Here is a 22,109-nt window from a genome sequence, read left to right as displayed (position 1 = left end):
GAAGAAGTTACAGCCGCCGCTGGCCGCTCAGGCGGTGACATCGACATTCTGACCCAGATGAGGAGGATTGACCGATGCCACCTGCTCGGAAGCGGTCACCGCGCCCTCGACCAAGGAGAGCACGGTATCCGACACCACCTCTCTGGCCTTGTTCAAGGAGTACACTTGCAGCGTCGTAGCAACGTCCACCGAACCGGCTTGACTAATCGGGTCCATGCCCACATCTCCCACATTGCTTGCTACTATTTTGACTGTAACCTCCAGCAGCGGTTCTGTCAGTCATAACTTGTTAAAATACTGATCTACACCCCAAGAACAGGAACATCTCCATGAGCACGACTCGCCACAGCCCTCTTCTCATCCTTGGTTCTGGCCCGGCCGGCTACACCGCTGCAGTCTATGCCGCACGCGCCAACCTCAAGCCGGTGATGATTACCGGCCTGGCACAGGGCGGCCAGCTGATGACCACCACCGACGTGGACAACTGGCCGGCGGATGCCGACGGCGTGCAGGGCCCCGAGCTGATGGTGCGCTTCCAGCAGCACGCGGAGCGTTTCGGCACCGAGATGATCTTCGACCATATCCACACCACCCACCTGCAGGAAAAGCCGATCCGCCTGGTCGGTGACGCCGGCGAATATACGTGCGACGCCCTGATCATCGCCACCGGCGCCTCCGCCCAGTACCTGGGCCTGGCCTCGGAAGAGGCCTTCATGGGCAAAGGTGTGTCGGCTTGCGCCACCTGCGACGGTTTCTTCTACCGCAATCAGGATGTGGCGGTGATCGGTGGCGGCAACACCGCCGTGGAAGAGGCCCTGTACCTCGCCAATATCGCCAAGCACGTGACCCTGGTGCACCGTCGCGACAGCTTCCGTGCCGAGAAAATCCTGGTTGACCACCTCATGCACAAAGTCGAGGAAGGCAAGATCACGCTGGCCCTGAACCAGACACTGGACGAGGTGCTGGGCGACGACTCCGGCGTGACCGGCGCACGCCTGAAGAGCACCACCGATGGCTCGACCCGTGACATCGCCCTGACCGGGGTCTTTATCGCTATCGGCCACAAGCCGAATACCGATATCTTCAAGGGCCAGCTGGAAATGGACAGCACCGGCTACATCATCACCAAGGGCGGCCGTGAAGGCAATGCCACCGCCACCAGCGTGCCGGGCGTATTCGCCGCAGGCGACGTGCAGGACCACATCTACCGCCAGGCCGTCACCAGCGCCGCCTCGGGTTGCCAGGCGGCCCTCGATGCCGAGCGCTTCCTGGACGGCAAGTAAGCCTTGAAGCCCTTCAAGGAACAGCTGAAGGGGTTTCGCAAACAGGCAAGGCAAGCCGCCTTGCCTGTTTTGACTCCGGTCAAGCCTCCCGAGCCGGAGCCGGACTTTCGTGCACTGTTCAGTGACGTCCGCCCGGTGAAGGACGGCAACCGTATCCCGCCGTACAGCCCCAAACCCAGCCCGCGCCCGCGTCAGTCGGATCGATATGGCCAACTCCCCCCGGAGTTGGAAGCGGCGCTGCTGGCGCATGCCGTCGGCTGGTTCGAGCCGGCCGAACTCGAGCGCAACTTCGCCCGAAACGGCATGCCCGCAGCCACGCTCAAACGCCTGCGCGCGGGACACTGGCCCGTTGTCGCCGAACTCGACCTGCACGGACTCGATCGCTACCAGGCCCAGGACACCCTGACGCTGTTCCTGCACCGCGCTGGCTCACGTGGGCAATGCGTGCGCATCATCCACGGCAAGGGCTTCGGCTCGCAAGGCGAACCGGTACTCAAGCGCATGGTGCGCAACTGGCTCAAACACCACCCCGAGGTACTGGCCTTCTGCGAGGCGGACGAACGCCAGGGTGGCAGCGGCGCCTTGATGGTGCTGTTGCGCCGCCCTTCCTCACCGAACAAATAACCCCTCTTCCCAGCGTCATGGGTTTCCGCTAGTCTTCAAGAAAAGGGCGGGCCCATGTCATTACCACCCTACCCAGGAGCTACGCATGCAAGGCGAACGCTGCCCCGACTTCACCCTGCCGGCCACTTCCGGCAAAACGTTCACGTTGGCCGAAGCCGGCAAACCGCTGGTCATCTATTTCTACCCCAAGGACAACACCCCTGGCTGCACCAACGAATCGATGGCCTTCCGCGACCTCTACACGGAATTCAGCGCAGCCGGTGCCGAGGTGGTCGGCATCTCGCGCGACAGCCTGAAGTCCCACGAAAACTTCAAGACCAAACTCGAACTACCCTTCGAATTGCTGGCCGACCAGGAAGAAGTCGTCTGCAACCGTTTCGCTGTCATCAAGATGAAGAACATGTATGGCAAACAAGTAAGGGGGATCGAGCGCAGCACTTTCGTCGTCGACGCGCAGGGTAACGTGGCGCGGGAATGGCGTGGCGTGAAGGTGCCAGGCCACGCCGAAGAAGTGCTGGCGTTCGTCAAGACGCTTTGAGCGCAGCCCTGCCCGGCATCCCCGGCCGGGCACTGCGCAGACAAGGGGACTCATCATGACAAGCCACAGGAAAAGCAGAATCGCCAAGCTGTTTGTGCTGGACACGAATGTACTGCTGCACGACCCGACCTGCCTCTTCCGCTTCGAAGAGCATGATATTTTCATCCCCATCATCACCCTCGAAGAGCTCGACAATCACAAGACCGGCATGTCCGAAGTGGCGCGCAACGCCCGCCAGGCCAGCCGCTTCCTGAACGAGATCGTCAGCAGCACCGAAGCTCGCATCGACGCCGGTATCTCGCTGGCCGGGCCCAGCAAGGATGCCGCCTCCGGCAAGCTGATCCTGCAGACCCAGGCCATTTACAGCGTGTTGCCCACCTCGCTGCCGGTCGGCAAAGCCGATAACCAGATCCTCGGCATCGTCATGGCGCTCAAGGAACTGCATCCTGAACGCCCCGTCATCCTGGTGTCCAAAGACATCAACATGCGCATCAAGGCGCGTGCGCTGGCACTGGATGCGGAAGACTACTTCAACGACAAGGTGCTGGAAGACACCGACCTGCTGTATACCGGATCGCGCGAGATCGATGCCAGTTTCTGGGATCGCAACAGCGAAGACCTGCGCTCGTGGCAGGAGCATGACCGACGCTACTACCAGATCAAGGGGCCGGACGTGCCCGACATGCACGTCAACCAGTTGCTCTGGCAATCCGGCGAGCAGCCGTTGCTGGCCATGGTCACCAAGATCGAGGGCAAGACCGCCTTCCTCGAGACGCTCAAGGACTTCAGCCATCAGAAGAACAACGTCTGGGGCATCGTGGCGCGCAACCGTGAGCAGAACTTCGCCCTCAACCTGCTGATGAACCCGGATATCGACTTCATCACCCTGCTGGGCCAGGCGGGCACCGGCAAGACCCTGTTGACGCTGGCGGCGGGACTCGCCATGACACTGGAACAGAAACTCTACTCGGAAATCATCATGACCCGGGTGACGGTGCCGGTCGGCGAGGACATCGGCTTCCTGCCCGGCACCGAGGAAGAAAAGATGACGCCCTGGATGGGGGCGCTGGAAGACAACCTCGACGTGCTCAACAAGAGCGACGACGACGGCGGAGACTGGGGCCGTGCCGCCACCCGCGACCTGATCCGCTCGCGCATCAAGGTGAAGAGCCTCAATTTCATGCGCGGCCGCACCTTCCTCAACAAGTACCTGATCATCGACGAGGCGCAGAACCTCACGCCCAAGCAGATGAAGACGCTGATCACCCGCGCCGGCCCCGGCACCAAGGTGGTCTGCCTCGGCAATATCTCGCAGATCGATACGCCCTACCTGACCGAAGGCAGTTCCGGACTGACCTACGTCGTCGACCGCTTCAAGGGGTGGGCGCACTCGGGCCATATCACGCTGCAGCGTGGCGAGCGTTCGAGACTGGCCGATTTCGCTGCCGAAGTGCTATGACGCACCCCCGTCTCGAAGTCATGCACGAGGCGGCAAAAGGGGTGGCGCGAAACGCGCCGCCCCTTTTGTTCCTGCATGGGGCGTTCTCCGCAGCCTGGTGCTGGCAGGAGCATTTCCTGCCCTGGTTCGCCGAGCAAGGCTACGATTGCTGGGCACCCAGCCTGGAGGGACACGGCGACAGCAGCGGACGCAACTACCTGTCCGGCATCAGCATCGACGACTATGTGCGCAATCTGTCGGCGGTGATTCGCCAGATCGGCCACACCCCGATCGTCATCGGCCACTCGATGGGGGGCTTCGTACTGCAGCAATACCTTGCTCTGCACACCCTGCCGGGCGCCGTCTTCCTGGCCTCGGTGCCGCCGCACGGGCTCGCCGGCTCCAGCCTCCGTTTGCTGAGCCAGGCGCCATCGCAGTTCCTTGCGTTGAATCTGTATCAGAACGGCATGCACCAACCGGACTGGCGCGAGTTGCGGGACATGTTGTTTTCTCCTGCCGCCAGCAACGAGGTCATCGCCCTGATGGCCAGGCAAGCCCAGCAGGAAAGCCAGCGCGCCATCATGGACATGACCCTGGTCAACCCGCTGTTCATTCGCCCGTTGCCGCCGGTTACGGCGCTGGTGCTGGGTGCCGCCGACGACAAGCTGATCTCGGCTGCCGACGTGGTCGCCACCGCCTCCCGGCTCAACTGCACCGCCGAGATTCTGCCAAGCATCGGCCACATGATGATGCTGGACGCCCACTGGCCCCAGGTTGGCAATCGCATACTGGAATGGCTCGACCAGCACTGGCCGCAACCTGAAGCCTAAACCTGCCCCCAATTGACACCAAGGTTGGCCGAAGCGGCCTCAGTTGCCGCGTTTACTGCGCCGGAACTCCCATGGCGCTTGTGGGGCGCTCCCTTCCCACAGCCCCAGGCGTTGGCCGCGCGCCTGCCGTTCGGCCGCCTCGTAGCGGGAGAAATCCTCGGCAGACTGGTTCTTGCTGGCGTAATAGCGGTAATGCCAAGCATAACCGTCCTTGAGCTGAGCCAGATTGACGTCGATCGTCCCTTGCCAGACACGCCCCACGATCCGGCCATAACGGTCTTTTTCCACCACGTCCACCTTCACCACCTGGCGATAAACGCGGGCAGCCAGTAGCTGCTTGGCTCGCTGCCCATACGGCTGAGCCTTCTCGGGTGCATCGATGAAGGCAAACCGGATCTTGTGCTGCTGTTGCGCCGCATCCAGCACGGTGATGGTGTCGCCATCGGCCACCCCAACGACAACTCCGCTGATTTCTCCGTTATCCGCCTGGGCAAAATAGGCACCAACAGCCAAGAGCAGCGTGACGCCTGCGATCAGCTTTTTAGCCGTGGAGGCCCCGGAGAACAGCGTCATGACGGCACCGAGTTGCCGCTGATTCACTTTCATCTGCACATGCACCCTTCACAAAACAAAAACGGCCTTGCGGCCGTTCCACTCCATATCGACAATCAGCGATCGCTCTCATGCCGGCGTGGCTGCCACAACACGTCAGGGCGGCCCTCCACACGGTTGAGATGCCGCGCCAGCACAAACAGGGCGTCAGACAAGCGATTGAGATACTGCCGGGCCGTTTTCGAGACCTCCTCCTCACGAGCCAGCGCTACCACCGTCCGTTCCGCGCGACGGCAGACTGAACGGGCCTGGTGAGCCAGCGCGGCAGAACGCAAACCGCCAGGAAGGATGAACTCCTTGAGCATCGGCAACTCGGCGTTCATCTCTGTCACCTTGCCCTCCAGCGCCAGTACCTGGGCCGGCTGCAGCGCCTTGTAGCCGGGCACGGCCAATTCCGAGCCGAGGTCGAACAGCACGTGCTGCACCTCGCTTAGCCAGAGCGCCACCTCAGACGGCAGCGCTTCGGCCAACAGTACGCCGATCACACTGTTCAACTCGTCGACATCGCCCATGGCGGAGATGCGAGTGGCATCCTTGTCAACCCGGCTACCGTCACCCAGGCCGGTCGTTCCATCGTCACCGGTGCGGGTGACGATACGTGACAGCCGATGCACCATCACGACTTACCGTCCCGTTCGTCACGGCCAATTTCGCTAATGGCCTGACGCAGGCTCTCACGCAGCGTTTCGTTGAACAGCATCTCGTAGTCCTCTTTCAACTGGTGCATGACGCCGGCCAGCATCTGCCGCGCCTGCATTTCCAGTGCATCCTGCAACCACAGCGACAGCTCGACTTTCATCCGCGGCAGAATCTTCTGCGTCAGTGAATCAATCAAGGCCTGCTCATCTACCACGGCACAGGAGGGTTCTGGGCTCTTCTCCACCACTGTATCCGCACCGACAATCGGTTCAGGCCTCTCCAGCAACGGAGCCACCGCGTCAGGCATCGCCTCGGAATCCGGCAGCTGCACGGGTGACGGCACGGCTGCTGCGCTGCTGTTGGCCTCAGGCATGAAGGAGGCTTCAACCTCAGCCGTCGTGACGCCGGCAGCACCGTCCTTCAAGTCCCCATCGGCAGGAACAACGTGATCCAACATGGCGGCCCGGTCGGGCGACATGGCGGAGGTCCCCAGCTCAGGCTCACCGCCTGCTTCAGGCTGTAGCTCGTCAAGCTCCGACGCAAGGATTGACGGTTCTTCCTCTTCCAACACAGGCAGATCAACAGCCACACTGTCCAGCCCGGCCGCCGCTTCCGCCAAACCAATCCCATGCGGTAGATCCAGCACGACTTCCTCGTGAACCGAAGGCTGAACTTCCTCGGTCTCGTTTGCCGCCGCCGAAAGCTCGGTCAATTCGCCGTTGACGAATTGCTCGAGCCACGCATTGCCATCAACTTCCGTAGGCGACTCGGCAACGCCGGCCGACGGCGAGGGAGGCTCTTCTGCCGGGAGGTTGTGCACCTCGGTGGTTTCCACGAATGAGACATCCAACTCCGGCAAGGCCGGAACGCCGGCCAATTCGTCTCCCTCCCCGGACGGAGCGTACGTCACAGCCCACGAAGAAGACGGCTCGGGACCGACCCCACCGCCCAGCACGCCAGTCGGCAAGCTGTCGATATCGATACGCTGCTGAGCCAAAACCGGCTCGGTAGCCACATCCATGAGAGGGGTCGGCTCCACCTCGACATTTTCAGCCCAGGACGTGAACGGATCCACCACCGGCTCAGCTGCGGCGACAACGTCCGGTTCAACTTGCCCGTCACCAGACACGCCATCTGGCCCCCTGCCCTGGTCTTGATCTGCCGTTGGCACGATGGCGCCAGCGGCTTCCGGGGCGTCTTCTGTCGGCCACGGAATCGAAACCGGACGCGCCAAACCAACCGAATCCGGCACGGAGGCCACGGTAGCGTTCTCGGACTGCACGTCTGGAGTTGCCACCGGCTCCGACCATTCCATGGTCAGCTCGGGGATATCGAACGCGCTGTCATGCAGTGGCGCAGGCTCTACAGAGACCGTCGTGGGGTGTTTCTCCACCGCCGGCGTCAGCACAAAATTAAAGACGCCCGCCCCCAGATCGCCTGCCGGAGCCGCTTCACTCTCCGGCGGCACCGGCGCAGCCTTCTGCAACTCGGGCAGGACGTCGCCCAGCGCCAGCTCGTCCAAGGCGGCCACGTCGAGATCCAGCGACGGCAGGTTCGAAAAATCCACTACCGGCTCGTTACCCGCGGGCATCGGACCCAGATCCAGCACATCGTCGAGGGGTAACTCAGGAATCTCCAGCTCGATGGCGGCGGCATCCGGCATGGCAGTCGCCATCGCATCCAGTTCGCCGGAGAAGTCGAAGTCTGGCAGCTCGAAGGGAGGCTCTTCCGCCAGGACGGGCGGCGCAGCTTCTTCGACTACGTCGGTCAACACCGGGAGTTCCAGACCAGCGGGGAGCGATGCGTTTTGCGAGGGATTCATCTCAGAGGTGACTCATATCGTGATGTTCGATCTCGTAGGCTGCCGCGCGGTAGAACCGAAAGCGCTCGCGCGCTGTCGCCAACGACGCCTCGTCGCAACCGACAATTTCCAGAATACGGGCAAAGTGCTCGGGGTGTGCCGGCAACTCCGGCCCCAGATTCAACAGAACCGGGTGCTCCAACTCGGCTGGCAAGCGCGTCGTGAGCCAGATTGGCGTTTCCGGAGCTTCGCCAGCCGCCAGCTCACAATGCGGCACGAACTGGGTATCCGCGATGCTCCACAAGCGGGCGCTGAAGCCGGCCAATTGCCCTTCGTCGGCCAACCACACCAGCAAACGCTCGCCCTTGCGGAATACCGTTTGGGCAAGCCGGCAAGCAAAAGCCTGGGGGTCGGCGACGTTGGTGTAAAAGTCAATCCGCGGCATCGTCAACCAAATCGTGAGATTCGCGCCGTGGCCGGCCGCGACGCACCACGTTACCGACGGCGATATCGGCTCGGTCCTGCAGGAACTGAACCAACAGCGGCACGGGACGGCCGGTAGCCCCCTTGTCCTTGCCGCTCTTCCATGCGGTTCCGGCAATATCCATGTGGGCCCAATCGAAGGACTTGGCAAAGCGTGACAGGAAACATGCCGCGGTAATGCTGCCGGCCGGGCGCCCACCGGTATTGACCATGTCGGCGAACGGGCTCTTGATCGCCTCCTGATACTCGTCCCACAGCGGCAAATGCCAGGCGCGATCGCCGACTTCTTCGCCCGCCGCCAGCAGTTCGCGCGCCAGGGAATCCTGGTTGCTGTAGAGGCCACTGGCGACGTTGCCCAAGGCGATGATGCAGGCGCCGGTCAGCGTGGCGACGTCGATGACCAGTGCCGGATTGAAGCGTTCGGCAAAAGTCAGGGCATCGCACAGGATCAGTCGGCCTTCGGCGTCGGTATTGAGAATCTCGACGGTCTGACCGGACATGGTCGTCACGATGTCACCCGGTTTGTTGGCCTTGCCCGACGGCATGTTTTCGCAGGTGGGAACGATGGCGATCAGGTTCAGCGGCAGCTGCATTTCGACAGCGGAGCGGAATGCGCCCAGCACGGTCGCCGCGCCGCACATGTCGTACTTCATCTCGTCCATGCCTTCGCTTTGCTTGAGCGAAATGCCGCCTGAATCGAATGTAATGCCCTTGCCGACCAGCACAATCGGCTTATCGTCCGTCTTGCCGCCCTGGTAGGACAGCACGATCAGACGGGCCTCTTCCTCGCTGCCCTTGGCCACCGACAGGAAGGAGGTCAAGCCTAGCGCCTCGATGGCGTCGGGAGCATAGATATCCGCCTTGACCGAGAACTGGCGGGCCATTTCCTCCGCCTGCCGGGCGAGATAATCCGGCGTGCATACGTTACCCGGCAGGTTGCCCAGGTCCTTGGCGAAATTCATCCCGTTGCCGATGGCCAGGCCGCGCTGCAGGCCTTTTTCGCCGTCGGCCAGGTCGCTGCGACGCGGCACCGCGAGGGTGAGCTTGCGCGGCTCGCGCGGACCGTCTTCGGACTTGGTCTTGAAGCGGTCGAAACGATACAGGGTGTCGAGCGTCACGACCGTCGCCTGTTCGATCATCCACTCCGCATCATGCTTCTTGACCGTCAGTTCGGTCAGATAGCTCACAGCCTCATTGGCCGACGTCTGCGTCAGGGCCCGAACCGAGCTGCGGATCGCCTCGCGATATTCCTTGGCGCGGAAATCACGCTCCTTGCCCAAGCCGACCAGCATCACCCGGTCGCACAGGGTGTGCGGCACCGCATGCAGGATGAGGGTGGAGCCCAACTTCCCCTCCATGTCTCCGCGGCGGATCACATCGCTGATGAAACCGTTGGAAATACGATCGAGCAGGTCCGCAGCGAAGGTCAGCTTGCGCGACTCGAACACGCCGACGATAACGCAGGCGACCCGCTGTTTTTCCGGGCTACCGCTTTTTATGTTAAATTCCATCGTGAACTCTCATGGATTATGTGCGTCAATTATGCCTGTTCCAACCGTGTGTCAGCCGGTTACGCCCAAGAATAGAGGCATTGACCGCAAACAGATAGTCTCCCACTCCAGAATCTGCCAAACAGGCACCTCTGAAAATTCATTCAAATTATCTCTACGCTTAACATAAAAAGTCAAAAAGGCCCTGCTCAATGGTTTTTCAAAAAAGCCTGACCCGTGAATTGACTTTTACTGCGGTCAGCGTGTTCGTGGTCCTGCTGGCCATCCTGGTCACTACCCAGACCATCAATCTGCTCGGCCGTGCCGCCGAGGGGCGCATCGCCAACGAGGCGGTAGCGGCCCTGATCGGGTTCTGGACACTCGGCTTGTTTCCCCTGCTGTTGATTCTCACCGTATTCATCAGTGTCCTGGTGGTGTTGACCCGACTCTGGCGGGATCATGAAATGGCCGTCTGGCTGGCCTCGGGTGTGTCGCTCAAGGACTGGGTCAAGCCGGTGCTGCGTTTTGCCGTCCCCTTGGCCATTCTGGTCGGCATTTCATCGCTACTGATCGGCCCCTGGGCTGAGCAGCGCAGCCACGAATACGCCGAAATCCTCAAACAACACGAAGATGTTTCGGCCATATCCCCCGGCATTTTCAAGGAGTCCCACTCCTCCCGTCGCGTCTATTTCGTCGAGAATTTCTCCGGAAAGAACGGCTCCGCCGCCAACATCTTCATGCAGGACATGAGCAAGGGTAAGGTGGCCAGTATTTTCGCCAAATCCGGCCGAATCGTGACCAACGAGCAGGGCGAGCGGCTTCTGGTGCTGGAAAACGGCCGGCGCTATGTCGGCAATCCGGGCGAGGCGGACTATGAAGTCGCCGAATTTGCCCGCTACAGCGTGGTCATCAATGACCAGCCCCAGTTTATTCCCTCAGGCAACTCGCGCCAGACCATGACCTCCGCCGCGCTGGCCCTGAGCGACAAGGCCGGCGACAAGGCCGAACTCGGCTGGCGGCTGTCCATGCCCATCAGCACGGTCGTCCTGGCGCTACTCGCCATTCCCTTGTCTTATTTCAATCCGCGCAGCGGCCACACCTACAACCTTCTGCTGGCCCTGCTGGCTTACTTCGTTTACCAAAATGCCCTAACCCTATGCCGTAACTGGGTGCTGCAAGATCGCCTGAGCGCCTATGCGATGCTGGCCCCCCATATGCTGATGTTGCTGGTAGCACTCGGCATGCTGACGTACCGCAACCGCCCGGCCAGTTCACCGGGTCGCTTCCTGGGCCAGCTCATCCGGAAATCCTGATCCATGAAACTGATTTACCGCTACATCACCACCCAGCTGACCGTGGCCACGTTGTATGCACTGGCAGCCCTGCTCGCACTGTACGCCTTCTTCGACGTCATCAAAGAAGTCCCCGACTTGGGACACGGCAGCTATGGCGTGCCGCAGATGCTGCTCTACATTGCGCTCCTGATGCCGGGGCACGCCTACGAGCTGATGCCCCTCGTGGTGCTGATCGGCGGCATGGTCGCCATGACCCAGCTCGCCACCAGCAGCGAATACACCATCATCCGCACCAGTGGCGTCACCCTCGCCCAGGTCGCGGGCGTGCTGTTGCGTTTCGGCATCGGCTTTGCCGTGATCACCGGCCTGCTGGGCGAATTCGGCGCCCCGTTCTCTGAAAAGCAGGCGGAGCGCATGAAACTATCGGCGACCAAGTCGATGGTCACCCAGGAGTTCCACTCGGGCATCTGGGTCAAGGATGACCAGAATTTCATCAACGTGGGCGAAATGCTGCCGGACAACACCCTGCTCGGGGTTCGTATCTACACCTACGACAAGGACTACCGCCTGGTGCAAACCCGTTTTGCCGAGCGCGGCACCTATCAGCGGCCACAGCACGTGTGGCGACTCGAAAAGGTCAAGGAAACCACGCTGGGCGACAAGGCGACGACCACACGCCAACTCAACACCCTGGATTGGCATTCGGTGATCGAACCGTCGATCCTCGACGTGCTGCTGGTGGTCCCCGAGCAGATGTCGGCCATGGACCTGACGACCTACATCGAACACTTGCGCAGCAATGAGCAGAAAACCCAACGCTACGAAATTGCCTTGTGGAGCAAATTTTTCTATCCGCTGGCCTGCATCTCCATGGCCCTGGTGGCTCTCGCCTTCACGCCGCGCCAACGCCGTCATGCCCAACTGGGGATAAGGCTGTTCGTCGGCATCTGCCTGGGGGTCGCCTTCCACTTCGTCAACCGGCTGTTTGCGCACCTGGGCCTGCTCTACGACTGGAATGCCATGTTTGCGGCCACGCTCCCCACCCTGTTGTTCCTGCTGGCGGGCATTACCATCACCGTGCGACAAGAAAGGCGCTGACATGACCGATCCGATGCTCGAACGCTGCAAGGCCTGGCGCCGGACACTCAACGACGGTCGTCAGCGGCTGGCCGAGACCTACCTGAAGAAGCGTGACCCGGAGCGCTTCCTCAAGCAATACAGCCAGGTTGTCGATGGCATCCTGCAGGACATGTGGGGAGCACTGGAGCTCGGCCAGCAGGCGGCGCTGGTCGCGGTCGGCGGCTACGGGCGCGGGCAATTGTTCCCGCACTCCGACATCGACCTGCTGTTCCTGCTGCCATCGGCCACCGAAACCGAGCTGAACGATGCGATCACCCGCCTGATCGGCCTGATGTGGGATAGCGGACTGGAGGTCGGCCACAGCGTGCGCACCCTCGCGGAGTGCCTGGAAGAAGCCGCCCACGACATTACGATCGAGACCACGCTGCTGGAAAATCGTTTCCTTGCCGGAGACGCCCAGCTACACCAGGAAGTCTGTACCGCGCTCGCCCAGCAGCGCGACCCATTGGCCTTTTTCGAAGGCAAGATCCTCGAACAGCAGCAGCGTCATAACCGCTACTTCGGTGTCACCAACAACCTCGAGCCGAACGTCAAGGAAAGCCTGGGCGGCTTGCGTGACCTGCAAACCATCCTGTGGATCAGCAAGGCCATCGATCTGGGCGACAACTGGGATGCGCTGGTGCGGCGCGGCATCCTGACGTTGGCCGAAGCCCGCCTGATCAAGCATAGCGAGAGCCAGCTGCAGAAACTGCGCATCGACCTGCACCTGCTGGCGCGCCGGCGCGAAGACCGTCTGATCTTCGACCTGCAACAGCAAATGGGTCTGGCTTGGGGGCTCAAGGACACCCCGGCCAAGCGCGCCAGTGAACAGGTGATGCAGTTATATTACCGTGCCGCCAAGACGGTCGGCCAGCTGAACGGCATTCTGCTCCCTAACCTGCGGGCACGGATTTATTCGCAGGTGCCGCGCGTCACACAGAACCTCAACGCCCGCTTCTATAGCGTCAACGGCATGCTGGGGATCCGTCGCCCGGACGTGTTTGAGAAAGAGCCGTCGGCGATTCTGGAGGCCTTCCTGATCCTGCAGAGAAACCCGGAATTGACCGGCTTTGCGCCGCGCATGCTGCGCGCCCTATGGCACGCGCGCAGCCGCATCAACGAGAAATTCCGCCGCGACCCGACCAATCGGGCGCTATTCATGCAGATTCTGCGCGAACCCGGTCTGACCCGAACGCTGCGACGCATGAATCTGTACGGCGTACTGGGCAAGTACCTGGCCAACTTCGGCCGCATCGTCGGCCAGATGCAACATGACCTGTTCCACGTTTACACCGTGGACGAACACATTTTGATGGTGGTGCGCAACCTGCGCCGCTTCGCCATCAGTGCTTTCAGCCACGAATACCCGCTGCTCTCGAGGCTGATGAACGATTTTGTCCGGCCGGAAGCGCTGTACGCGGCCGGGCTGTTCCACGACATCGCCAAGGGCCGGGGCGGCGACCACTCGGTGCTCGGTAAGGACGACGCACGCCAGTTCTGCGAAAGCCACGGCCTGTCGGCCGAAGATACCGAGCTGGTGGTGTGGCTGGTCGGCGAACACCTGACGATGTCGAGCGTCGCCCAAAAGCAGGACATCTACGATCCGGATACCGTGCTGCGCTTCGCCGACATGGTGCAAACCCCGCGCCGCCTCGCCGCACTGTACATGCTCACCGTGGCCGACATTCGCGGCACCAGTCCCAAGGTGTGGAACGCCTGGAAAGCCAAGCTGCTGGAAGACCTCTATCACGCCACCCTCAAGGTACTGATGAGCGGCGGTGCACTGGACGTGGCCTCCGAGCTGAGCGACCGCAAGCAGGAGGCCCTCACCCAATTACGCCTGTTCGCAGTACCCGACGACGCCATTCAGCGTTTCTGGGATGAGCTGGACACGGTCTATTTCCTGCGCCACGAAGCGCGCGAGATCGCCTGGCACACCCGGGTGCTGAACCGTTTCACCCACGTCACCGAACCGATGGTCAAGACACGGCTGTCGGACGACCGCGAAGGCATCCAGGTCCTGGTCTATACCCCGGACCAGCCGGAGCTGTTCGCCCGCATCTGCGCCTTCTTCGGTCGCAGCAATTACAGCATTGCCGACGCCAAGATCCATACCACGCGGCACGGCTACGCGCTCGACACGTTCCACGTCTTTATCCCGGAGCACCATGATGGCGACTACCGGGACATGATCAACTTCATCGAATTCGAACTGGCGGACTGCCTGAAAAAAGCGGCACCGATCGCTCTGCCTCCCGCGGGCCGTATCAGCCGCCATCTCAAGCACTTCCCGGTCAGCCCCCAGGTCATGATCCGCCCCGACGACCGCGACAACTTCTTCGTGCTGACGATCGTTGCGGGCGACCGGCCCGGCCTTCTGGCGAGGATCGCCAAGGTGCTGACCGGCTACCGGCTCAACGTCCACTCGGCCAAGATCATGACGCTGGGCAGCCGCGTCGAGGACTCCTTCCTGGTCACCGGCTCGGCGTTGAAAGACGGCAAGAGCGTGCTGGCGCTGGAGGGAGAACTGCTCGAAACGCTGCGCCTGTAACGAAGGAGAAAAGCATGCTGTTCCTGGAAGACCTGATCCCCGGCCGACGCTTCGAGACCAGTAGCCATACCCTCACCGAGGAAGAGTTGCTAGCCTTCGCGCACCAGTTCGACCCGCAGTTTTTCCATACCGACCACGAAGCGGCCAAGAACAGCGTGTTCGATGGCCTTGCCGCCAGCGGCTGGCACACCAGCAGCCTCAGCATGCGTCTGGTCGCCCTGTCCGAGCTGGGCACGGTGGCGAACGGGTTGGTCGGCATGGATATCATTTCGATGCGCTGGCCACGCCCCACCCGCGCCGGGGACACTCTCACCGTGTGTGTCGAGGTGCTGGAAAATCGCCGCTCCAACAGCCAGCCCGGCTTCGGCATCGTCACCGTACGCTGGACCACCACCAATCAGCGGCAGGAAATCGCCATGCAGCTGGAAAACCGCATCTGGGTCCAGGCGCGCGGTGAAGCGGACTGAGCCGATAGAGCCGGCCCGCCCGACATGATCGTTTGAGGGTTAAGCAGGGCGTGCCACAACAGCAGCGGCATACCCCGAACAGAAAAAAGCAGACTCTGGGCACCAGCACGGCTGCCCCACTGAGCAGGTCTTCAGCGGGTATTCCACTTGTGGAAATCGGCTGTCAGCTTGGAGAGGTCGCCGGCCGTTTCGGCCAGATGGTTCGAGCTCTGCTCGATGGCACGCGTGGTATGCAGATTCTGCTCGGCGATGGCGTTGAGCTGTTCCAACGAGGCCGCCACCTCGTGCACCGACTGCGAGTTCTCCTCCATGCCCATGGCGAGATCGTTGGCTTGACGCCGCGCCTGCTCGGCCACCTGCATCAGGTTCTCGAGGTTGGCCGAAGATTGGCGGATATGCCCGCTGACCTCTTCCACCTCTTCGACAGTCGCATCCATGCTGGAGACGGCCTGGCGCGTGATCTCACCGATTTGCTGGACCACTTCGGTAATCGAGCCGGTTGCCGAACTGGTCCGTTCCGCAAGTTTGCGCACTTCATCCGCCACCACAGAAAAGCCGCGTCCCGCTTCGCCGGCGCGCGCCGCCTCGATGGCGGCGTTGAGTGCCAGCAGGTTGGTCTGCTCGGCGATCTCGTGGATCATGTCGGTCATGGTGCGGATACGCTGCATCGAGTGATCCATTTCGGAGATCGCTGCGCGTGAGGTTCCAACCACCGACACCGTGCGCTCGGCAGCCCGCGTCGCCGCCTGCATCGTGTCCTTGCCAGCTTCGGCAACCGATTTCGTCGATTCGGCGCCGTTCAGATTCTGCTCCGCCAGTTCCGCCACATCTTTGATCGCCGCGCTCATGGTTTCCATGTTGCGACTGATCTGCATCAGGCCTTCGCCCTGCTGCACCGAGCGCGCCGCCAGCGAATGCATCTCGTCGCGCAACTGGTCCGCCTGGCCGGAGGTCCGCGAACCCGCACCGATCACATCCGCCACCACGGCGCGATAATGGATGCGCAACGACTCCAAACCGCCGATCACCTCGCCCAGCAGCCCGCCATCACGGACCTGGAGGTTGCGGCCGAGCCGCCCTTCCGCGAGTTCACCGAAGCCCTGCCGCAACAGGCCCAACACCTTGTTGACCCGCCACCAGCCCCAAGCCCCGCCACTCACCGCCAGCACAGCGCCGGCCGTGGCAAGCGCGGCCCCGCCCGCTCCTGGCGGCACTAGACTGCCGGCCAACAACAACACGACCCCGCTCCCCGCCAGCAAAGGGGCCCAGCGCAGCACGTCGATGCAACGTCGCAAGGTCTTGAGGGTGGACGGCACCACCGCCTGCTTGTTGCGGACAGCCTGGTACAACGCTGCGGCGGCCGCAATTTCCTCGCGCCGAGGCGCCGATCGCACCGACATGTAACCGGTAATCTTGCCATGCTCGGTAATCGGCGTGACATACGCCTCCACCCAGTAGAAATCACCATTCTTGCAGCGATTCTTGACCAAACCCCGCCACGGCCGCCCCGTCTTGATGGTCTCCCACAGGTCGGCAAAGGCCTCGGGCGGCATATCCGGATGGCGCACGATGTTGTGATTGCGGCCGACCAATTCCGCTTCGCTGAAGCCGCTGATATCGACAAAGGCACGGTTCACATAGGTGATGCTGCCCTTGGCATCGGTCTTGCTGACGATAGGGTTGGATGGGTCGACCAGATGTTCCTGGTCGGTAACCGGCAGGTTGATTTTCACGAAACGATCTCAGAAATAACGATATTTTATAATTATTATTTATAATAAATAATTGCCCGGAACAAAGCAAAGCAATCGTCGCTCACTTTGCCTTGAGCGACATCAAGCCGATCAAAGCCGGCGCGAGACGACCGGGTGGTCCATGGTGGGGATCGGCGGAAGGATGGGACAGGCGGTTGACCGGGAAACCACCCATGGTGGTCGCTAGCGCTAACCGGGTTCAGGTCATGTTGCTGAATCTGGCCAAGGAGAGGCAAAAAGCGTGGAAAGCGGGGTTCTGCGGGTAAATCGCGTATCCCGGCCACCACGGCAGGGCTCGCATCCCCGCTCTATTCTACTTATCGCACCAGCCCTCCCTGGCCGGAGGACGCAACCACTCGACAATGGTCTGCCACGCGGCACGATCCCTGGCCATCTTGCTGGCAGGCAGATCGAACAAGGTCAGGCCTTGCGCCGCGGCCTGCACGTACAACTGGGTATCCCGCAGCCAGCTCAGAACCGCCACGTCGTGTCGCAGCAGAAAGGACTCCAGTTCACGCGCCGAGCGGGTGCGCGGGTCGACACGCATGCCGACCACGGCCATGAATACCTTGTTTTTCCTGATCGCCTTTTCTTCCAGCAGCCGATGGAAGAATTCCTCACTCGCCCACATGTCGAACGGGGAAGGCTGAATCGGGATCAGGATACGGTCGACTCGGGAGATCAGGCTGTTGAGTCGCTTGCCATGCAGCCCGGCAGGGCTATCCAGCACCACGACGCTGGTGCCCTTCGGCGGCTTTGCCGGCTCGCCAGGCTCGACCTGCCAGCCGTGAATGCTCGGCAGTGCCGGCGGGCGTTGTGCCAGCCAGCGAAGGGAAGACTGCTGCCGATCGACATCGCCGAGCATGACCTTGTCACCGCTGTTGGCAAAATATCCGGCCAGATTTGTCGCCAGGGTCGATTTGCCACTCCCACCCTTGGGATTGGCAACCAGCACCGAAAGCACCATGCTCGTCTCCATTGCATCACGGCGCGATGACGCTACCAAAGCCATCGCCCTTGCCTGTTTTCGGAAATTCTGTTCAGCTTGCCGCTGGATACAGGGAAACAACCATGATACGCAGCTTTGACGCCGTCTTGTTCGATATGGACGGCCTGATGATAGATACCGAATCGGTGAGCGCTTCGAGCTGGCGCCTGGCGGGCGAATCGCTCGACATCCAGATCCCCGAGGAACTGATTCACAGCATGGTCGGCCTGTCGGTCAGCCGGAGCCTGGAGAGGGTCATCGAGCACTACGGCGACCGCACCCTCGGCCAAGCCTTGAGCGAAGCCTGCCGTCATCATTACCGGCGCCAGCTCGCCGAGGATGACATTCCCCTCAAGAGTGGTATCGAGGCGGTGCTGGATTGGCTGAGCGAACAGGACATTCCGCGCGCCGTGGCGACGTCGACACAGCGGCTGATGTGCGACCTCAAACTGCAACGCACCGGTTTGGCGCGTTATTTCGACATCAGCGTTGCCGGTGACGAGGTCCCGCATACCAAACCGGCCCCCGACGTTTACCTGGCCGCCGCCGCCAGGCTCGACATCGCGCCTGAGCGCTGCATTGTGCTTGAGGACTCTCCGTACGGGCTCCTGGCGGGACACACCGCAGGCATGCGTGTCATCCTGGTGCCAGACCTGATCAAGCCGAGCCCGGAAGACAACGCCAAGGCCCTCGCCACGTGCGACACCCTGCACGACGCCCTGAACCTCCTCAAGTCACTGTGACATCGACAGGTTGGCCGAACACCTCGGCTAACCTATCCCCGGGCCTTTCCGTCAGTTGGCGCCTTGGCCTGGTCGTCAAGAACCGTCAACGCCCCGTACAGATGATCGGTCAGCTGGGCCAGCATCTGCTCGCCCTGCTCCGCCGGCGCTTCCAGAGTCAGCTGCACCCGATCACCGTAAGCAGCCTCCAGTACGATCACCCCATGATCCGAACAAAAGCGCCGCAATCGCGACTCCTCGGCAAAGCCGGTACTGACCCTGTAGCGAGCCAGCTTGACGGTCGGCAGTAGCTGGGCCTGCTGCAACGCGGTACTCACTGCCTGGGCATAGGCTCGCACCAAGCCGCCTGCTCCCAGTTTGATGCCCCCGAAATAGCGCACCACTACCGCCAGCACGTTGCCCACGTCCTTGTGCGTCAGCACCGCATACATCGGCTTGGCCGCCGTGCCGGAAGGCTCACCGTCATCGTCGAGTCCCGAATCCCCTTCCGTCAACAGGACCGAGCAGTAATGCCGGGCATCCTTCCAGCGCTGGCGCACCTCGGCCAAGCGGTCCATGGCCTCGGCCCGGCTGGTCACCGGATAGAGTACGGCGATGAAGCGGCTTTTCTTGATCTCGATCTCGGCCGTTACCGGTGCCGCCAGTTGCAACATTGCTGCCTTCCCTCAAGCTGGAGCCATGAATAAATCACACCGTGCCTACCCGGATCGATCCGCGGGCGCGCGGCAGCACACCCTGCTACCCGAGCTTTGTTAGCACACGCCAAGCCCCATCTTACCCGAAGCCCCACCTAGACTGAGATGAAGCAAAGCAATTGCCGATGAGCCCGGCCAGGCCAACACGTCTCTCATGCTTGTCACCAACCCAGCCGGGACGGACAATAACCCATTCATCATGGCCGGAAAGGTAACGATGCCGATCACCCCTACCCTATGGTTCGCCTGCGCCGTGGTTGCCCTGATCGCCGAGTTCGTCACCGGCACCTTCTACCTTCTGGTGGTAGCGCTAGCCCTGGCCGGGGGTGGGCTGGCGGCACTAAGCGGCTTGGGAACCGCCGCCGAGCTGACCGCTGCCAGCCTGACCGGCGTGATCGGACTGTGGCTCGTCACCCGCTGGAAGCAGCGCCACGCCAACCCGCGCCAGCCTCGCCGCGAACCTGACTTCGGCCAACCCGTACGCATCGTCAGCATTGCCGGCAATGGTCAGGCCCGCGTCCATTACCGTGGCACCGAATGGGACGCCGAATTGCTCGACCCCACCCTCTCTCGCGGCCAGACCGGGTACATCACCGGCAGCGACGGCGGCCGGCTCAAGATTTCCTCAACACCTCCAGGACAACACTAATGGAACTGGCGCTCATCCTCTTTCTGGCCGTAGTGATCTTCGTCCTCAAGTCGATCAAAGTCGTACCGCAACAGCATGCCTACGTGATCGAGCGGCTCGGACGCTACCACGGCACGCTGCAGCCCGGACTCAGCATCGTCGTACCGTTCGTCGATCGCGTCGCCTATAAGCACATCCTCAAGGAGATTCCGCTCGACGTTCCCAGCCAGATTTGTATCACGCGCGACAACACCCAGCTCAAGGTCGACGGCATCCTGTACTTCCAGGTCACCGACCCGCAGCGGGCCTCCTACGGCTCCAGCGACTACATCCTGGCCATTACCCAACTGGCTCAGACCACGCTGCGTTCGGTCATCGGCAAGATGGAACTCGACAAGACCTTCGAGGAGCGTGACGAGATCAATCGCGCGGTCGTGGCGGCACTCGACGAAGCCGCCTTCTCCTGGGGGGTCAAGGTGCTGCGCTATGAGATCAAGGACCTGGTACCTCCGCAGGACATCCTGCACGCCATGCAGGCACAGATCACGGCCGAGAGGGAAAAACGCGCCCTGATCGCCTCGTCGGAAGGCCGCAAAATGGAACAGATCAACATCGCCTCCGGCACGCGCGAAGCGGCCATCCAGCAGTCGCAAGGCGAAATGCAGGCCACCATCAACCAGTCGGAAGGGGCAAAGCAGGCTGCCATCAACAAGGCCCTCGGCGAAGCGGAAGCCCTGCGCCTGGTTGCCACCGCCACGGCCGAAGCCATCCAGCGCGTGGCCGGGGCGATCAAGACCGAGGGCGGCATCGAAGCGGTGAATCTCAGGGTGGCCGAGCAATATGTCGACGCGTTCGGCAAACTCGCCAAAGAGAACAATACCCTGATCCTGCCTGGCAACGTCGCCGACATCGGCGGCCTGGTTGCCAGCGCCATGAGCATCGTCAAGCAGGTTCAACGTTAAGACAGCCTACGGCCGCAGCTTGTATTGCGGCCGGCCTGCCCCCATAATCGTTTGCATGAAATTCCTGTCCGACCTCTTTCCCGTCCTGCTGTTCTTCGGTGCCTACTGGTTCAGCAGAGACATGTTTATCGCCACCGCTGTCGCCATTGCCGCCACCACATTGCAAGTGGCCAGTGCTTGGCTGCGCCACCGCAAGGTCGAAACCATGCAATGGGTCAGCCTCGGGCTGATCGTGGTGCTGGGCGGTGCCACCTTGCTGCTGCATGACAAGCATTTCATCATGTGGAAGCCGACCGTACTGTACTGGATCATGGGCGCTGGGCTGCTGATCGGGGAACTTGCCGGCAAGAACGGCATCAGAGCCTTGGTTGGACAGCAAATGGAACTCCCCGCAGCCGTATGGCGCAAGCTCAATTACGCATGGGTGGCGTTCTTTGCCCTGATGGGTGCGCTTAACCTGTTCGTTGCCTACCGCTTCAGTGAAGACATCTGGGTCAATTTCAAGCTGTTTGGTGGATTGGGCCTGATGTTCGCCTTCGTCATCGCCCAAAGCCTGTTTCTCTCCAAGTATCTAGAGGAAAAAAAGTAATGCTGTACGCCATTATCGGCCAGGACCAGCCAGGTTCTCTGGAAAACCGTCTGGCCGCCCGCCCGGCGCACCTGGCGCGCTTGCAGGCTTTGCAAGAGCAGGGCCGCTTGCTCGTCGCCGGGCCGTTTCCGGCCATCGACTCGCCTGATCCGGGTCCAGCCGGATTCAGCGGCAGCCTGATCGTGGCCGAATTCGCTTCACTCGACGAGGCGCGCGACTGGGCCGATGCCGACCCCTACGTCGCTGCCGGCGTTTACGCGCAGGTCGAGATCAAACCGTTCCGCAAGGTTTTCCCGGCATGAGCGACATCCTGCAACGGATGCAAGAACGCCTGTCGTCCAGCCTGCAACCCGAACACCTCGACATCGAGGACGATAGCGCCGCCCATGCCGGCCACGCCGGCGCCCGATCGGGTGGTGGACACTATAACCTGACCATTGTCAGCCCCTGCTTCGCGGGTCTGAGTCGTGTCAAGCGCCACCAAATGGTATACGAGGCGCTGGGCGATCTCATGAAAACCGGCATCCATGCCCTGGCCATCAAGGCTTTCGCCCCGAACGAAATCTGATATCACCGATAA

At 61.8% G+C, this 22,109-nt stretch carries 24 protein-coding genes; 15 read left to right on the top strand and 9 right to left on the bottom strand.

What is annotated here, in order from left to right; genetic code table 11:
- Positions 1 to 27: 27 nt before the first annotated feature.
- Complete coding sequence (locus NH8B_RS08430) at positions 28 to 216, bottom strand: hypothetical protein (protein ID WP_008953933.1); 189 nt, start codon at positions 214 to 216, stop codon at positions 28 to 30.
- Positions 217 to 329: 113 nt separating this feature from the next.
- On the opposite strand from NH8B_RS08430, the gene trxB reads away from it, so the two are divergent.
- From trxB to NH8B_RS08405, 5 genes are all read left to right on the top strand, one after another.
- Positions 330 to 1,283: a thioredoxin-disulfide reductase gene (gene trxB, locus NH8B_RS08425; protein WP_014086904.1), complete on the top strand. Its 954-nt coding sequence runs from the start codon at positions 330 to 332 to the stop codon at positions 1,281 to 1,283.
- Between the two features lie 60 nt (positions 1,284 to 1,343).
- Complete coding sequence (locus NH8B_RS08420; protein WP_232503549.1) at positions 1,344 to 1,907, top strand: Smr/MutS family protein; 564 nt, start codon at positions 1,344 to 1,346, stop codon at positions 1,905 to 1,907.
- A gap of 85 nt (positions 1,908 to 1,992) precedes the next feature.
- Positions 1,993 to 2,445: a peroxiredoxin gene (locus NH8B_RS08415; RefSeq protein WP_014086902.1), complete on the top strand. Its 453-nt coding sequence runs from the start codon at positions 1,993 to 1,995 to the stop codon at positions 2,443 to 2,445.
- A gap of 55 nt (positions 2,446 to 2,500) precedes the next feature.
- Positions 2,501 to 3,904, top strand: coding sequence for a PhoH family protein (locus tag NH8B_RS08410; protein WP_014086901.1), 1,404 nt, complete (start codon positions 2,501 to 2,503; stop codon positions 3,902 to 3,904).
- The gene (locus NH8B_RS08405) at positions 3,901 to 4,713 is read left to right on the top strand and encodes an alpha/beta hydrolase (RefSeq protein ID WP_014086900.1); all 813 of its coding nucleotides are present in this window, start codon (positions 3,901 to 3,903) and stop codon (positions 4,711 to 4,713) included. The genes NH8B_RS08410 and NH8B_RS08405 overlap by 4 nt, the downstream gene beginning before the upstream one ends.
- Positions 4,714 to 4,752: 39 nt before the next feature.
- Here NH8B_RS08405 and NH8B_RS08400 read toward each other — a convergent pair whose 3' ends face one another.
- The 5 genes from NH8B_RS08400 to NH8B_RS08380 all read right to left on the bottom strand — a co-directional run bounded on the left by NH8B_RS08400 (position 4,753) and on the right by NH8B_RS08380 (position 9,759).
- Positions 4,753 to 5,319: a thermonuclease family protein gene (locus NH8B_RS08400; RefSeq protein ID WP_041703406.1), complete on the bottom strand. Its 567-nt coding sequence runs from the start codon at positions 5,317 to 5,319 to the stop codon at positions 4,753 to 4,755.
- Positions 5,320 to 5,381: 62 nt separating this feature from the next.
- The gene (locus tag NH8B_RS08395; RefSeq protein ID WP_014086898.1) at positions 5,382 to 5,942 is read right to left on the bottom strand and encodes a cob(I)yrinic acid a,c-diamide adenosyltransferase; all 561 of its coding nucleotides are present in this window, start codon (positions 5,940 to 5,942) and stop codon (positions 5,382 to 5,384) included.
- Complete coding sequence (locus NH8B_RS08390) at positions 5,942 to 7,786, bottom strand: hypothetical protein (RefSeq protein WP_014086897.1); 1,845 nt, start codon at positions 7,784 to 7,786, stop codon at positions 5,942 to 5,944. Before NH8B_RS08390 ends, NH8B_RS08395 begins: the two co-directional genes overlap by 1 nt.
- 1 nt (position 7,787) lies before the next feature.
- The gene (locus NH8B_RS08385) at positions 7,788 to 8,210 is read right to left on the bottom strand and encodes a DNA polymerase III subunit chi (protein ID WP_014086896.1); all 423 of its coding nucleotides are present in this window, start codon (positions 8,208 to 8,210) and stop codon (positions 7,788 to 7,790) included.
- A complete protein-coding gene (locus tag NH8B_RS08380; RefSeq protein ID WP_014086895.1) occupies positions 8,197 to 9,759 on the bottom strand; it encodes a leucyl aminopeptidase in 1,563 nt (520 codons plus the stop codon). The genes NH8B_RS08385 and NH8B_RS08380 overlap by 14 nt, the downstream gene beginning before the upstream one ends.
- 191 nt (positions 9,760 to 9,950) lie before the next feature.
- Here NH8B_RS08380 and lptF point away from each other — a divergent pair, with 191 nt between their 5' ends.
- Genes lptF through NH8B_RS08360 form a run of 4 tightly spaced genes read left to right on the top strand, consistent with a single transcriptional unit; the run spans position 9,951 to position 15,170 of the window.
- Entirely contained in the window at positions 9,951 to 11,051 is a 1,101-nt protein-coding gene (gene lptF, locus NH8B_RS08375) for an LPS export ABC transporter permease LptF (RefSeq protein ID WP_014086894.1), read from the top strand.
- Between the two features lie 3 nt (positions 11,052 to 11,054).
- Positions 11,055 to 12,131: an LPS export ABC transporter permease LptG gene (gene lptG, locus NH8B_RS08370; protein WP_014086893.1), complete on the top strand. Its 1,077-nt coding sequence runs from the start codon at positions 11,055 to 11,057 to the stop codon at positions 12,129 to 12,131.
- A gap of 1 nt (position 12,132) precedes the next feature.
- Positions 12,133 to 14,703 (top strand): [protein-PII] uridylyltransferase, encoded by a 2,571-nt coding sequence (locus NH8B_RS08365; RefSeq protein ID WP_014086892.1) that lies wholly within the window; start codon positions 12,133 to 12,135, stop codon positions 14,701 to 14,703.
- 14 nt (positions 14,704 to 14,717) lie between these two features.
- Positions 14,718 to 15,170, top strand: a complete 453-nt coding sequence (locus NH8B_RS08360; RefSeq protein WP_014086891.1) for a MaoC family dehydratase — start codon at positions 14,718 to 14,720, stop codon at positions 15,168 to 15,170.
- A gap of 131 nt (positions 15,171 to 15,301) precedes the next feature.
- Here NH8B_RS08360 and NH8B_RS08355 read toward each other — a convergent pair whose 3' ends face one another.
- Together NH8B_RS08355 and NH8B_RS08350 are read right to left on the bottom strand one after the other, a co-directional pair.
- On the bottom strand, positions 15,302 to 16,903 hold the full coding sequence (locus NH8B_RS08355) for a methyl-accepting chemotaxis protein (RefSeq protein ID WP_014086890.1): 1,602 nt from the start codon (positions 16,901 to 16,903) through the stop codon (positions 15,302 to 15,304).
- A 334-nt stretch (positions 16,904 to 17,237) separates the two neighbouring features.
- Positions 17,238 to 17,891: a ParA family protein gene (locus NH8B_RS08350; protein WP_014086889.1), complete on the bottom strand. Its 654-nt coding sequence runs from the start codon at positions 17,889 to 17,891 to the stop codon at positions 17,238 to 17,240.
- Positions 17,892 to 17,995: 104 nt separating this feature from the next.
- On the opposite strand from NH8B_RS08350, the gene NH8B_RS08345 reads away from it, so the two are divergent.
- Positions 17,996 to 18,655 (top strand): HAD family hydrolase, encoded by a 660-nt coding sequence (locus tag NH8B_RS08345; protein ID WP_008953916.1) that lies wholly within the window; start codon positions 17,996 to 17,998, stop codon positions 18,653 to 18,655.
- Between the two features lie 32 nt (positions 18,656 to 18,687).
- Here the strand turns inward: NH8B_RS08345 and NH8B_RS08340 are convergent, their stop codons facing one another.
- The gene (locus NH8B_RS08340) at positions 18,688 to 19,308 is read right to left on the bottom strand and encodes an IMPACT family protein (protein WP_014086888.1); all 621 of its coding nucleotides are present in this window, start codon (positions 19,306 to 19,308) and stop codon (positions 18,688 to 18,690) included.
- A 259-nt stretch (positions 19,309 to 19,567) separates the two neighbouring features.
- On the opposite strand from NH8B_RS08340, the gene NH8B_RS08335 reads away from it, so the two are divergent.
- Genes NH8B_RS08335 through NH8B_RS08315 form a run of 5 tightly spaced genes read left to right on the top strand, consistent with a single transcriptional unit; the run spans position 19,568 to position 22,097 of the window.
- Positions 19,568 to 19,999, top strand: coding sequence for an NfeD family protein (locus NH8B_RS08335; protein ID WP_041702894.1), 432 nt, complete (start codon positions 19,568 to 19,570; stop codon positions 19,997 to 19,999).
- Positions 19,999 to 20,940 carry an SPFH domain-containing protein gene (locus tag NH8B_RS08330; protein WP_008953913.1) on the top strand — a complete coding sequence of 314 codons (942 nt, stop codon included), beginning with the start codon at positions 19,999 to 20,001 and terminating at the stop codon, positions 20,938 to 20,940. Before NH8B_RS08335 ends, NH8B_RS08330 begins: the two co-directional genes overlap by 1 nt.
- Before the next feature lie 55 nt (positions 20,941 to 20,995).
- Complete coding sequence (locus NH8B_RS08325; RefSeq protein ID WP_008953912.1) at positions 20,996 to 21,529, top strand: septation protein A; 534 nt, start codon at positions 20,996 to 20,998, stop codon at positions 21,527 to 21,529.
- Positions 21,529 to 21,831 (top strand): YciI family protein, encoded by a 303-nt coding sequence (locus NH8B_RS08320; RefSeq protein WP_014086886.1) that lies wholly within the window; start codon positions 21,529 to 21,531, stop codon positions 21,829 to 21,831. Before NH8B_RS08325 ends, NH8B_RS08320 begins: the two co-directional genes overlap by 1 nt.
- Positions 21,828 to 22,097, top strand: a complete 270-nt coding sequence (locus NH8B_RS08315; protein ID WP_008953910.1) for a BolA family protein — start codon at positions 21,828 to 21,830, stop codon at positions 22,095 to 22,097. The genes NH8B_RS08320 and NH8B_RS08315 overlap by 4 nt, the downstream gene beginning before the upstream one ends.
- Positions 22,098 to 22,109 lie beyond the last annotated feature (12 nt).

This window comes from Pseudogulbenkiania sp. NH8B, assembly GCF_000283535.1.
Taxonomy (GTDB): Bacteria; Pseudomonadota; Gammaproteobacteria; order Burkholderiales; family Chromobacteriaceae; genus Pseudogulbenkiania; species Pseudogulbenkiania ferrooxidans.
The sequence above is the reverse complement of the archived record's forward strand: the minus strand, read 5'-3'. Positions and strand labels throughout refer to the sequence as shown.